Annotated in this window: 14 protein-coding genes; 4 read left to right on the forward strand and 10 right to left on the reverse strand. The window is 42.8% G+C overall.

What is annotated here, in order from left to right:
* Positions 1 to 47 precede the first annotated feature (47 nt).
* From MHI23_RS15565 to MHI23_RS15575, 3 genes are read left to right on the forward strand one after another with little or no spacing between them, the layout of a single operon-like run.
* The gene (locus MHI23_RS15565; protein ID WP_024426045.1) at positions 48 to 791 is read left to right on the forward strand and encodes a metal ABC transporter ATP-binding protein; all 744 of its coding nucleotides are present in this window, start codon (positions 48 to 50) and stop codon (positions 789 to 791) included.
* On the forward strand, positions 791 to 1663 hold the full coding sequence (locus MHI23_RS15570) for a metal ABC transporter permease (RefSeq protein WP_024423468.1): 873 nt from the start codon (positions 791 to 793) through the stop codon (positions 1661 to 1663). The genes MHI23_RS15565 and MHI23_RS15570 overlap by 1 nt, the downstream gene beginning before the upstream one ends.
* Before the next feature lie 13 nt (positions 1664 to 1676).
* Positions 1677 to 2615: a metal ABC transporter substrate-binding protein gene (locus tag MHI23_RS15575; RefSeq protein ID WP_342492072.1), complete on the forward strand. Its 939-nt coding sequence runs from the start codon at positions 1677 to 1679 to the stop codon at positions 2613 to 2615.
* A gap of 37 nt (positions 2616 to 2652) precedes the next feature.
* Here the strand turns inward: MHI23_RS15575 and MHI23_RS15580 are convergent, their stop codons facing one another.
* The gene (locus MHI23_RS15580; protein ID WP_268479089.1) at positions 2653 to 3201 is read right to left on the reverse strand and encodes a hypothetical protein; all 549 of its coding nucleotides are present in this window, start codon (positions 3199 to 3201) and stop codon (positions 2653 to 2655) included.
* An 88-nt stretch (positions 3202 to 3289) separates the two neighbouring features.
* Here MHI23_RS15580 and MHI23_RS15585 point away from each other — a divergent pair, with 88 nt between their 5' ends.
* Positions 3290 to 3895, forward strand: a complete 606-nt coding sequence (locus tag MHI23_RS15585; protein WP_268479088.1) for a TetR/AcrR family transcriptional regulator — start codon at positions 3290 to 3292, stop codon at positions 3893 to 3895.
* Between the two features lie 19 nt (positions 3896 to 3914).
* On the opposite strand, the gene MHI23_RS15590 is transcribed toward MHI23_RS15585, so the two are convergent.
* The 9 genes from MHI23_RS15590 to MHI23_RS15630 form a co-directional block, all read right to left on the reverse strand.
* Positions 3915 to 4847, reverse strand: coding sequence for a response regulator (locus MHI23_RS15590; protein WP_024426048.1), 933 nt, complete (start codon positions 4845 to 4847; stop codon positions 3915 to 3917).
* Positions 4844 to 6160, reverse strand: a complete 1317-nt coding sequence (locus MHI23_RS15595; RefSeq protein ID WP_034623877.1) for a sensor histidine kinase — start codon at positions 6158 to 6160, stop codon at positions 4844 to 4846. The genes MHI23_RS15590 and MHI23_RS15595 overlap by 4 nt, the downstream gene beginning before the upstream one ends.
* 116 nt (positions 6161 to 6276) lie before the next feature.
* Entirely contained in the window at positions 6277 to 7722 is a 1446-nt protein-coding gene (gene aspA / locus MHI23_RS15600) for an aspartate ammonia-lyase (RefSeq protein WP_024426050.1), read from the reverse strand.
* Between the two features lie 18 nt (positions 7723 to 7740).
* Entirely contained in the window at positions 7741 to 9018 is a 1278-nt protein-coding gene (locus tag MHI23_RS15605) for a cation:dicarboxylase symporter family transporter (RefSeq protein WP_024423473.1), read from the reverse strand.
* A 376-nt stretch (positions 9019 to 9394) separates the two neighbouring features.
* Positions 9395 to 9529 (reverse strand): hypothetical protein, encoded by a 135-nt coding sequence (locus MHI23_RS15610; protein WP_258011093.1) that lies wholly within the window; start codon positions 9527 to 9529, stop codon positions 9395 to 9397.
* A complete protein-coding gene (locus tag MHI23_RS15615; RefSeq protein WP_342492073.1) occupies positions 9526 to 11961 on the reverse strand; it encodes a heavy metal translocating P-type ATPase in 2436 nt (811 codons plus the stop codon). Before MHI23_RS15615 ends, MHI23_RS15610 begins: the two co-directional genes overlap by 4 nt.
* Positions 11962 to 12041: 80 nt before the next feature.
* Positions 12042 to 12248: a copper chaperone CopZ gene (gene copZ, locus MHI23_RS15620; protein WP_024423475.1), complete on the reverse strand. Its 207-nt coding sequence runs from the start codon at positions 12246 to 12248 to the stop codon at positions 12042 to 12044.
* A 72-nt stretch (positions 12249 to 12320) separates the two neighbouring features.
* Positions 12321 to 12626: a metal-sensing transcriptional repressor gene (locus MHI23_RS15625; RefSeq protein ID WP_012011272.1), complete on the reverse strand. Its 306-nt coding sequence runs from the start codon at positions 12624 to 12626 to the stop codon at positions 12321 to 12323.
* A 106-nt stretch (positions 12627 to 12732) separates the two neighbouring features.
* On the reverse strand, positions 12733 to 13188 hold the full coding sequence (locus MHI23_RS15630) for a DUF6376 family protein (protein WP_125586059.1): 456 nt from the start codon (positions 13186 to 13188) through the stop codon (positions 12733 to 12735).
* Positions 13189 to 13429 lie beyond the last annotated feature (241 nt).

The following is a 13429-nucleotide window of genomic DNA, read 5'->3' on the forward strand; positions in this document are numbered from 1 at the left end:
CATATATCTTTAGGAAGTGCAATGATGATTGAAAGGGGCCGCAAGAGATGTCAAATGCTTTAACAATCGACCGTCTTCATGTCTCATATCACGGACAGGATGCATTAGAGAATGTCTCTCTTTCCATACAGGAAGGGACAATGACAGGAATCATCGGTCCAAATGGTGCTGGTAAATCGACGTTACTCAAGGCATGTTTGGATCTCATTGAAAAAGACCAAGGGGATATTCGTTTTTTTGAACAGCCCTTTAAACACGTCAGAAAACAGATCGCCTATGTACCGCAGAGAAATGATTTAGATTGGACGTTTCCGATTCATGTACTGGATACCGTACTACTTGGAACATATCCGAAGCTCGGACTAATCAAACGTCCAAAAAAAGAAGACCGGGCATATGCGTATCACTGTTTAGAAAAAGTCGGGATGCAGGACTTTGCCAAAAGACAAATCGGTGAGTTATCCGGCGGACAGCAGCAGCGTGTCTTCCTTGCAAGGGCACTCGCTCAAAACGCACAGCTCTTCTGTTTGGATGAACCATTTGTCGGGATTGATATGGCAAGTGAAGAAACAATGGTTCGCATTTTGAAGGAATTACGAGATGAAGGGAAAACCATTTTGGTTGTCCATCATGATTTGAGTAAGGCAGATGATTATTTCAGCCATCTTGTTCTGTTAAATAAAAAGCTCATCAAAGCAGGGCCTGTACACGACATCCTTCGCCCAGAGATCATGCTGGAAGCATATGAAACACAGCTGCCATTCTTAAAATCAGCAGGAGGAGACGTTTAATGGAATTTTTAACCGGACTCTTTGAATATGCTTTTTTACAAAAAGCGCTATTTACATCCGTCATGGTAGGCATCATTTGCGGCGTTATCGGCTGCTTTATCATTTTACGCGGCATGGCTCTGATGGGAGACGCCATTTCTCATGCCGTACTGCCAGGGGTCGCCATCTCTTATATGCTTGGAATTAACTTTTTCTTCGGGGCCGTTTTAACTGGCGTGTTAACAGCGATTGGGATCGGTTATGTGAGTCAAAACAGCCGCATAAAAAATGATTCTGCCATCGGCATTGTCTTTACAGCCTTTTTCTCAATCGGAATTATTTTGATCACATTTTTGAAAAGTTCAAGTGATCTATATCATATTCTATTTGGAAACGTTCTAGCTGTTCGATCATCTGATATGTGGATTACACTGGGAATCGGTATTTTTATTTTGCTAGCCGTCATTGTTTTCTACAAGGAACTGCTCATTAGTTCATTTGATCCGGTGATTTCTTCGGTTTACGGTTTGCCGAATCGTATGATTCATTATTTTCTCATGACCTTATTGACCCTTGTGACCGTTGCATCACTGCAAACCGTTGGGATTATTCTTGTCGTTGCCATGCTGATCACGCCGGCAGCCACCGCTTATCTCTTAACGGACCGGCTCTGGATCATGATTTATTTATCTGCTTTTTTCGGTGCTGTTTCTGCTGTCGTAGGTCTTGGGCTTAGTTTTACGTATAACTTGTCATCTGGCGCTTCCATCGTGCTGGTCGCGACTATTTTATTCGGCAGCGCCTTTATCTTTTCACCAAAGCAAGGCATTCTATGGAGATCATTAAAATCTAAACGAAAACGAACGCACTTAAAAAAGGAAGCGTCTATGTAAAAGGAGGACATATATGAAGAAGGTATTTGCTATCCGTTTGACCGCAGTATTCATTGCCCTTATGATCATCGCAGGCTGTTCGACCAAGCAAAGTAATTCCGGTAAAGATGACGGCACATTAAAAGTTGTCACGACCTACTCTATTCTTTATGACATTGTGAAGGAAGTAGGCGGGCAGCATGTCTCTATTCACAGCATTGTTCCCATTGGTACAGATCCGCACGAATTTGACCCACTGCCAAAGGATGTTCAGTATACGACGGATGCAGACCTTGTTCTATATAATGGCTTGAACCTTGAAACAGGGAACGGCTGGTTTCAAAAGCTGCTTGAATCGAGCGGCAAGGACGGGGATGATGCACCTGTAGCCGAGCTGAGTAAAGGCGTCAAAGTGAAGCATTTGTCCTCAAAAGGCCTTGAAAGCCAGCAAGATCCGCACGCATGGCTGAATGTTGAGAATGGGATCCTTTATGCCCAAAATGCCCGAGATGCGCTTATTCAAGCGGACCCTGAACATAAAGAGGATTACGAAAAAAATGCAGAAGCCTATATCAAAAAGCTTCAAGCTCTTCACGATGAAGCAAAAGACAAGTTTGATCAGCTGCCAAAAGATAAAAAACTCCTTGTCACAAGTGAAGGGGCATTCAAATATTTTGCAGAGGCGTATGGATTGAAAGCCGGCTATATTTGGGAGATCAACACAGAAAGTGAAGGAACACCAAGACAAATGAAGCGCATTATTCATTTTGTCAAAGATCATCAAGTTCCTGCACTCTTTCTTGAAACAAGTGTTGATAAACGCAGCCTTGAAAGCCTCTCTGAGGAAACCGGGGTTCCGATCAAAGGAAAAGTCTTCACCGATTCTATTGGAAAAGAAGGGGAAGATGGAGACAGCTACTATAAGATGATGAAATGGAATATCGACACCATTTACAAAGGGCTGTCATCATAAGAAAAGACAGGCGGAGTGAATTCGCCTGTCTTTTTTGTCAGCCTGTTATATTTTCTGGATGTTTTTTCGGCCAAATGACGTAGCTGATGCTAATGATGAAATCAATCGTTAAGATCATCCCCCATGTATTGACAAGCTGCATCAGCGCTTCCGTCCGCTCTGGTGCTTGTATGAGATAGGTTAATCCATATAACAGCCCTGCTCCAATAACATAAGAAATGAAATGCCGCGCCCAGCCGATCATTTCATACACAGACCGCTCTTTCCCGTACTTTGGTTTTCCCTTTGGCTTAGGGCCTCCTGCAAATCGATAGGCAAACCTAGCATCTGCCCATTTCACCATTTGATGTCCGAAGGCAAGGCTCACACCAATATAAACAGCCGCAAGCCCGTGGATGACACTCGCCACAGCCCCTTGCCTTAAATCTATATAAGTAGCCGCAAGAAGGATGAGATCTAAAACTGGCGTACAGACAAGAAAAAAAGCACCCCACTTTTTCTGTTTAAACACATAACGAAGCGTTAAGCCCATTAGAATAAACAGCCAAAAACCAATTTCACATGCCACAATCAATAACCCGACCAATTTCTCCACATCCTTTTTAATACGATTGTATTAAATAAAAAATAACACATCTGTGTTAAAAAAACAACAGCTATGCTAAAATCAATGTATGCCAAAAATCGTCGATCACCATAAACAAAAACAAAAGGTCGCTCAAGCTGCAATGAGAGTGATTAAACAAGAGGGATTGGAAAACGCTTCTGTACGAAAAATAGCAGTCGAAGCTGGAATTTCAGCCGGCTCTATGCGTCATTATTTTTCCACACAGCAAGAGTTATTTCTCTTCTCTATGAATTTAATTCAGGAAAGAGTCAAGGAGCGGATTACAGGGCTTTCATTAAACGGTTCAACGAAGGAAAATGTCCTCACTTTATTGGAGCAGCTTCTTCCACTTGATGAAGAACGAAAATTTGAAATGGAGGTGTGGCAGGCTTTTACAGTCAAAGCGCTGACTGAACCAGATCTACAGCCGCTCAATGCAATGATGTATGACGAGCTTTTCCAAACGGTCCAATATTGTTTAATGAAATTGAAAGAGGATGGGCTGCTGCTAACTGATATCGATCTTTTATTAGAAACTGAGCGGCTTTATGCGGTCATCAATGGGCTTGCATTGAATGGAATCGTGCAGCCCGAACGTATACCGCCTCAGCTCATACGCTCCGTACTGCAGATGCACCTGCAATCCATCACAAAAAAAGACATGTCTCCTTAATTGGAGAGCATGTCTTTTTTTAATCTTCCATAAAAATACGTTTCGCTTCGTAGTAAAGCACCTGCACAAATTTCTTCACATTGATGCGGGTGTGTTCTTCTCTTCCGCTCATCTCTTTCGTCAATTCACTCATTTTCTTTCGTACGATGGTGAAATCGAAAAATTTAGATGCGTAATTTTCAAACGTTGGATGAGAAAAATCGGTTAGCCCAAGTGATGCGATGTGCTTTAATGATTGGTTGATCGCACGTCTTACCCGCTGTTCGGCTGCCTTTGCTTCTCTTGCGATGTCTGCCGATGTATAGGGCTCACTTAACTTATCCTCCGTAATCCCAGTGAAAATGATCTTTAAAGAAGGAAAGGAATCATGCTGATCAGCATGCAGCGCTAAATACTGGTCTGTAAACAGAATCATATCTAATAAATCTTTAGACCCCTTCTCCCCAACAATGCCAAGCTCCGCCAGCAAAAACTGCCCCGCCTCTGCAAGACTTTTCCCCCGCTGCTTCGTTTTCGTCTGACCGCGCTGCTGAAATTGCATGACCGATTTGAGTGAGTGCTGAATATTTTCAATTGAATGCTCTAAATGAAGACGTTCAATCATCAGATGGAGAACACTTAAGACCTCTACACGATTGATCGGCTTTGTCACATAATATTCGACGCCAAGCGTATACGCCTGTCCGATTAATTCCTTTGTTTCAACCTGTGACAGCATTAAGTATTTCCCATGAAACTCATCCTTGATCGCTCGAATCGTTTCAAGCCCGTCCCTTTCCGGCATCAATAGATCAATACATAAGATATCAATGTGCAAATCATTTAAGTAGCTGGCTGTTAACTCTGCGCCATCCTCTGCTTCCCCGGCCACAATGCCAAGCTCTTCATCTTCAATGAGCTGAGCCAGTGAAGAACGAACGGCTTCATCATCATCAACAATAAAAAATCTCATCTCCCAATCCCCTCTTTTCTACTGACTTGATCTACTGGTATCGTTAATGTGAAAATCGTTTGTTCATTTGGGATACTCTTCATCTCAACACTTCCGCCAAGCTTCTCCGCTGTATCCTTTACATAGGCAAGCCCGATACCGCTCGATGGATTCCCAGCCTGATCGTATTTTAAAGTGAAGCCCGGTTTAAAAATCACATGATGATTACGTTCTTTTATGCCAGGCCCGTTGTCGCTGATTTGAAAAATCACGTGGTTTTCTTTCTGTGAAATAGAAAGTGACACCTCTCCTTCTACAGGAATGGCTTCAACAGCGTTGGATACGATGTTATTTAACAAAGATAGAATGGTATACACGTGATAGGCGGGATGCTTTCCATCTTCATCATAATGAAAGACGATGTTTTTTTTAAGAGATTCTGCATAATTTTCATGAATGCGAATGACAAGCCCAGCGATATGAGAAGGACTCTCATAAGCCTGAAAGTTTTCCTCATGAATCAGCTTTGATAAGGCAGAAAAAATCCGCTGGTTATCCTTTTTGATTTCATGCACCTCTCCTGCAATCTGCAAGGCGGTTTTACCGAGCTTTTTCAAATCCAATGATTCCGCATCCTTTGCGTGGTGAAGGGATTGATACAATTGATAGGATGTAGCCGTAATATGCTCAGCATGTGCGAGTGTTTTATGAAAATATGTAGATTCTGTGTAAAGGTTAGACAGAAGCATCAGCAGATGTTCCTTTTCCTTTTTCATCTGACGCTCTCTCGCCTGCTCTTCATATAAGCGAATCATTGTATAACAAGCCAACACGAAAAAGCTTCTGAATATCGCCAAAACAAATAATTGGAACAGCGTCCTCACCGTTAAAATTTCATCCATCGTGCCTCGAAGTGCGATGATTTCAACAACGCTTGCGCACAGCTCCATGACGATGCCTGTTGCTCCAATCAGCCATGGCTGATCGCGGAAACGTCTGACCTTCAATAAATAAAAGAGTGTGCCATAGACAACATAATAAAGCAGGGAAGGAAATCTTAATGAAACTGCCTCTTCAAGCGGAAGATGCCCTGTCACAGCTGTATCAAGCAGCACGCGAAACACAAAAACAGATATCCCAGCGATAATGCCGCTTGCCCATGCCGGAAATCTTTTCATTTGAAGCAGGATAAAGAAAAAGACAACGGTTCCAAAGCTGACCCGAAAGCTGTCCTCAAACGGATAAAATTTAAACTCTCCGCCAATCGGCGTCAGTACAATGAGCAGCACAATTAAATAAGGCTCTGTATTCAGCCATTTTTTCAGTAGATTCAAACGCAGTCACATCCCTAATAATTGACGATAGTATACTATGTGAGCTAAAGAAAAACAAACCTCCATGAAAAAGCGCACACCGGAACTTTGCCGGTGTGCGCTTCTCATGATGCCGCTTAATCTTCTAAACGATCCTTTTCTAAAAGTGATGCACCAGCAATACCTGGTTTTGTCATTTCAAAAGGATTTAAGATGACATCAAGCTCTTCCTCTGTTAACACATCATTTTGCAGACAAAGCTCACGTACAGATGCGCCTGTAAGGATGGCTTCTCTTGCAATTCGTGCAGCCGCTTCATAACCAATGTGCGGGTTCACCGCCGTCATGACACCGGCACTCTTTTCTACATATTCTTTTAATCTAGATTCATCTGCTTTTAGGTCACGCAAGCAGTTGTCCACGAAGGACTCGAATACATTTTTCATCATGCTGAGAGATTGAAGCAGGTTGAACACTAATACTGGTTCCATGACATTCAGTTCAAGCTGGCCAGCCTCTGATGCAAGACAGATTGTGTGATCGTTCCCAATGACTTGGAATGCCACTTGGTTCATGACCTCAGGCATAACTGGGTTGACTTTCCCTGGCATGATGGATGAACCTGGCTGTCTCGGCGGCAGGTGCAGCTCACCAAAGCCTGCTCTTGGACCTGAAGCCATCAGACGAATATCGTTCGCCATTTTGGACATGTTCATCATACATACTTTAAGTGCAGCCGATACTTCTGTATAAGCATCCGTATTTTGCGTTGCATCGACTAAGTCTTCAGCACCAACTAACGGTAATCCGCTAATGTCAGATAGGTAGCCAACTACTTGGCGAATATATTTAGGATCTGCATTCAATCCAGTTCCGACTGCTGTTGCACCCATATTGACTTCATATAAATGCTGTCTAGATTGCTTGATACGTTTAATATCACGAGCAAGAACTTTTGCATAAGCACTAAACTCTTGTCCAAGTCTGATTGGAACAGCGTCCTGAAGATGCGTGCGTCCCATTTTGATGACATGATCGAATTCCTGCGCTTTTTCGGTCATGACTTGATGCATGTTTTCCATCGTATAAAGTAGTTTTTCAATCATATTCAATGTTGAAATATGAATCGCTGTTGGGAAAACGTCGTTTGTTGACTGCGACATGTTCACATGCGTGTTTGGACTTAGCTCAGTATAAGCGCCTTTTTCCTTTCCTAGTAGTTCAAGCGCTCTGTTTGCAATGACTTCATTGGCATTCATATTCATTGAAGTGCCAGCCCCGCCTTGAATTGGATCGACAATAAATTGATTGTTCCATTTTCCTTCGATGACCTCATCTGCGGCTTGAACAATTTTTTCTCCAAGACCAGAATATAGTCGCTGAGTATCCATATTTGCAAGTGCGGCTGCCTTTTTGACAATCCCTAATGCTTTGATGAGTTCCTCATGAATACGGTAGCCTGTAATTGGAAAGTTCTCCACTGCACGTAATGTTTGAATTCCATAATATGCTTGAGTGTCTACTTCCTTTTCACCTAGAAAGTCACGTTCGATTCGAACTTGCTTGTCCTGTAGCTTCGTCATTTGAAAAGATCTCCTTTTTTACGCTGCTTTTGTTTGTTGTTTTAATTCCTCAATATACTTCTTCGATTTCTCTTGATCAAATACTTTTTCCCATTTAGACATGACAATGGCTGCAAGTGAGTTACCAAATACATTCACTGTTGTACGAACCATGTCAAGAAGTCGGTCGATCCCAACGATGAAGGCAAGTCCTTCAAGCGGCAGTCCCATAGCACCAAGAGTTGTGATGACAACAACGATCGATGCACCTGGTACACCAGCCATTCCTTTAGATGTCAGCATTAAAATTAATAGTAACGTAATTTGCTCATAGATGGAAAGCGGCATGCCGTACATTTGTGCAACAAATATCGCAGCAATGGATTGATAGATGGCACTTCCATCTAAGTTAAAGGTGTAGCCTGTTGGAATAACGAACGACGTGATCGCTTTCGGGCAGCCGAACTTCTCCATTTTGTCCATTAATCTAGGCAGTACAGCCTCTGAACTTGCTGTTGAGAATGCAAGAATGATTTCTTCTTTTAATACTTTAAATAGTGTAAAGACGCTTGTTCCAGCCATTTTCGCAATAATGCCAAGTACAACAATGACGAAGAATGCCATTGTACCGTAAACGACAAGTACCAGTTTGCCTAGCGGGAGAAGCGCTCCGACCCCGAATTTGATCACCGTCACACTGATGAGCGCGAATACACCAAATGGTGCAAACTTCATCACTTTATTGGTCACCCAGAACATGGCTTCGAGTATACCTTCAAAGAATCCTAATACTGGTTTTCCTTTGTCTCCAACTGCGGCAATTCCTAATCCGAATAAGACTGTAAAGAAGATGGTTGGTAATAGATCACCTTCTGCAATGGATTGGAAAACGTTTGTCGGTACAAGATGCACCAACGTTTCAGAGAAAGTCGCTTTTTCAGAAGAAGCCTTAGATGTCTCTTCATATTTAGAGATATCACCTTTCTCCATGTTGCTCATATCAATTCCTGTACCCGGATGGAAGACGTTTGCTGCAAGCAGTCCAACTGCTAATGCAATCGTTGTCACAATCTCGAAGTAAAGAATGGTTTTCCCGCCGAGTCTTCCGATCGTTTTCATATCTCCAACACCTGCAACTGCTACAATCAATGCAGCAATAACAATTGGAAGAACGATCATTTTAATTAAATGGATGAATATATCGCCAATCGGCGTTAACACATTAATAACGGTTTCATTTTGATAAAACAGCGCTCCTACGACAACACCCAGAACAAGTGCAATGAGTATTTGAGAAGCTAACCCTAACTTTTTCATACGTGAACCCCCTTTTTTTGATAACGCTTTCTTTGTTGCTTAATCGCATCTTAACGACGAACCTACAAAAAACGACAAAAAGGAACAAAAAGAAGTGAATTTTTTATGAAAAATCTTTAAAAAGGTGGGTTTTTCCACAATATTGTAAAAAAAAGACTTCGTTTTTGGCGAAGTCTTAGAATATATAGACAACGTGTTAAAATGATTTTGTTTTCACACGTTGTCTTCTTTTCAGCGTGATAGAAAACCTTTGAAGTCTAGGAAGGTCGAGCACCAGCGCGGAGCGAATAGACATTCGTGAGCACTGGCGCACAGACCTGACAAAGAATGCGAAAAGAGTTTGTCTACATGCTGGGACTTCGCTTTTGGCGAAGTCTTAATGATTTTGCATCTGTTCACTTGGTGTATGTTGATTTGGAAAAAATTCATCATAAATCGTATATCCAATGAGCACAAGAGCAACGTAGAACAATGCACTAACGGTCCAAATCCATTTGACATTCAGCTTCATTCTGCCACTCCCTCTCTAATTGGCTTCAATCGCTGCAATCTGAGCGCATTCAGCACAACGGACACGGAACTAAAGGCCATTGCTGCTCCTGCAAGCCATGGCGCAAGGAAACCAAATGCAGCAATCGGTATCCCAATACAGTTATAGGCAAGCGCCCAAAATAGGTTTTGTTTAATGTTTCTCATTGTTTTTTTACTAAATTCCAGCGCATCTGCAATGGCATGGAGATCTCCCGTCATGAGCGTAATATCTGCTGCTTCCATGGCAACGTCTGTCCCTGTTCCCACAGCCATCCCAATATTCGCTGTTGCAAGGGCTGGGGCATCATTGATACCGTCTCCGACCATGGCGACTTTCTTTCCCTGTTCCTGAAGCGCTGCAATGTGAGCCGCTTTTTCTTCAGGCAGCACTTCAGCAATGACATGATCAATGCCCGCCTGTTTCGCAATCGCCTCTGCTGTTAGTTTATTATCACCTGTCATCATCACAACGTGAATCCCCTGCTCTTTTAGACGAGCGATGGCTTGTGGAGAGGATGATTTGATTGTATCTGCAACCGCGACAATGCCGGCGAATTCTCCGTCAATCGCAACGAGCATAGCTGTTTTCCCTTGCTCCTCCAGCGTTGTGACAGATGCTTCCATTTGCTCATATTGAATATGATGTTTCTGTAATAGCTTACGCGTTCCAATCAAAAGCTTGTGTCCTGCTGCCTTTGCTTCAATTCCATGACCTGGATCTGCTTGGAACGCTTCAACCTCGACCGCTTCAAGACCTCGTTCCTTCATACCGTCTGTGATCGCCCGGGCAAGCGGGTGTTCCGACTGCTGTTCTGCCGATCCTGCTAGCTGCAGCAGCGTATCTTCTGTCCAATTGGCATATGCCAGTACATCTGTCAGACTAGGCTCTCCTTTTGTCACAGTCCCTGTTTTATCTAACACCACCGTGTCGAGTGATTGAGTCACTTCTAAATGCTCTCCGCCTTTAAACAGAATGCCTGATTCAGCCGCACGGCCGCTGCCAGCCATAATAGAGGTTGGTGTCGCAAGGCCGAGCGCACACGGACATGCGATGACAATGACGGCTATAAAGGTTTCAAGTGCTGACGTCACATTTCCTGGATCAACAAAGAAAAACCATATGAGGAATGTGAGCACAGCAATTCCTACAACAATAGGAACAAATATCCCTGATATTTGATCTGCCATTCTTTGAATCGGTGCCTTTGAGCCCTGCGCTTGTTCTACGACTCGGATAATCTGTGAAAGAGCGGTCTCTTTCCCGACTTTAGTCGCTTTTATTTTGATGAATCCATTTTTATTGATCGTTGCCCCAATGACCATATCTCCTGCTGTTTTATCAACAGGCAGACTTTCTCCTGTAATCATGGACTCATCTATTGCGGTTGTCCCCTCTATGATTTCTCCATCTACCGGCACTTTTTCCCCGGGTTTGACAAACACAAGATCATTCACTTTCACGTCAGAAATAGGCACAGTCATCTGTTTGCCATCTCGCTCGATAACCGCTTCTTTCGCCTGTAAGCCCATCAGCTTTTGAATCGCTTCTGATGATCTTCCTTTTGCTCTTGCTTCCATTAATTTTCCGAGCACGATCAACGTAATGAGGACAGCACTTGTTTCATAATAGAGGGCTGCCTCATGTGTGCCTCTAATCGCTGACTGAATGCTTTCATATAAACTATAGAAAAACGCGGCAGATGTCCCAAGTGCGACAAGAACATCCATATTGGCACTTTTATTTCTTAAAGCCTTATACGCACCTACATAAAAGGGCCAGCCGACAATGAACTGCACCGGCGCTGCTAACGCCAGCTGTACCCATGGATTCATAAACGCTTCTGGCAGCCAAATAAAAGACGTAAAAGAAAAATGGCTGACCATTGCCCAAAGAAGCGGCAGTGATAAAATCATCGAGAATAAAAAGCGTGCCGTTTGCTTTTCTATTGCAGCTTGCCGGTGATCTTTTTTTCCTTCCTCCGCTTGATCTGCAGCTGGTTCTATTAAAGAATACCCAATAGACTGCACCGCATCTTTTATGTCATTTGCAGACGTTTGGCCCGGATGATATGTGACCTGAAGTGTCTCAAGGGCAAAGTTTACAGACCCGTGATCGACACCGTCCATTCGGTTAATTTTTTTCTCGATTCGGTTTGCACAAGCTGCACAGGTCATTCCCTCTATATCAAATTCTGCTTGCTCCATCACCACATCATAGCCAAGAGATTGAACTTTTCGCTTCAAATCATCTGGTGTTAACTGCTCAGTTTCATAAATGATATGAGAAGTTTCAAGCGCCAAATTCACACTGGCATCCTCCACACCTTCCAGCCTATTCAATCCCTTTTCGATGCGGCCTGCACAGGCAGCACAGGTCATCCCCGTAATTTGAAAATCAATTTCCTTTTTCATTGATCTCACCTCTCCACATACTCCATGGGGGTATTATATTTTGAAAAAAATACGTGCTGTTTTGCAGCACGTATACTTATTTATACAACATCATATCCCTGTTCCTCAATCACATCGGAGATACGGTGTAACGTGACTTGATCCGGGTGAAATGAAACCTCCACCTGTCCTTTGTCTAAATGGACTTTCACAGATTCAACACCTGCTAATTCTCCTACATTTCCTTCGACTGCTTTCACGCAATGTCCGCAAGACATGCCCTGCACTTGAAGTGTTGCTTGTTCCACTTCTCATCGCCTCCATCAATCATTTTCTACAATTTACTATACCCTAGTAGGGTATAGATGTAAACATAAATGCTACGATTTTGTCAGTTTCGTAAAGACTGTCATTAACTCTTCAATGGCTTCATCCCCATTGCCGCTCTTGATAGCATCTGCAACACAATGGTGTGTATGCTTTTCCATCAAATGAAGACTGACTTTTTTCAAAGCCGCATTGACTGCGGAGATTTGATTCACAACATCTATACAGTAACGATCGTTTTCAATCATTTGCTGAATCCCGCGCACTTGTCCTTCCACTCGTTTTAAGCGATTGATCAATTGGTCCTTTTCCTTTTCGGCTCTAGGCGAAGCCATATGTCTTTCTTCATGTTCTGTCATGTGATCACCTTTTTTCCATTATGACTTGTCTGTACCTAAATTAAAGCATATCTCCACCGGAAAAGGCAAAGATATGCTGAGCACCGCATATAAAGCTGTGTTTGTCCTAATTTGTTAATTGTTCGATATCCTGCAAAAGATTGACGGATTGCTGAAGCTGTTTCATCAATCCCTGCTGATCCTCCAGTATGGCGGCAACATCGATATCGCCTGCTTTCAATTGCTGTAAATACGTTTGGATTTCCTCTGACAGCACTTTATTTTTTTCAATGATTTGCGCATGCAGGTCTTCTGCCATTTTTGGCGCTGTGACTTCATTAAAATCTTGAATGTCTGCCTTCAATGATTCAAGCTGCTGCGTTAATTCTGCTTTTTTGGCGGCATTTTGCACAGCTTCTTCAGCGAGTTTTGGAAAATCCTCTGTAAATTGCTGAATGTCTGTCACATAGTCATTTGCCTCAGTGACATATGTCGTTGTATCGTTGACCTGATCAAGCAAGCCGGAGCACCCGCTTAATACAAGCGTTCCGGAAAATAGGAAAGCCATCACATATTTTTTCAAGATCGATCATCCTTTCATCTGTAGGATTAAAAGCATCATTTGTTCCGCTTCTCTATCACACAGATGCAAAAAGACCTTAAAAATAGCCAGACCTTTGCCTCATGTGTGATAGGCAAAGGTCTGGCTAACATTGTTCATGCCGGAATAGCCGAGAAACAACGGATGTTTCTGTAATGACGACCAAACCGTAAAAGCTACTCCCCTTTAGGAAACCGTTCAAATGTTATGTTTATCATATCGA

Source organism: Bacillus sp. FSL M7-0003 (assembly GCF_038628485.1).
Lineage (GTDB): Bacteria > Bacillota > Bacilli > Bacillales > Bacillaceae > Bacillus > Bacillus safensis.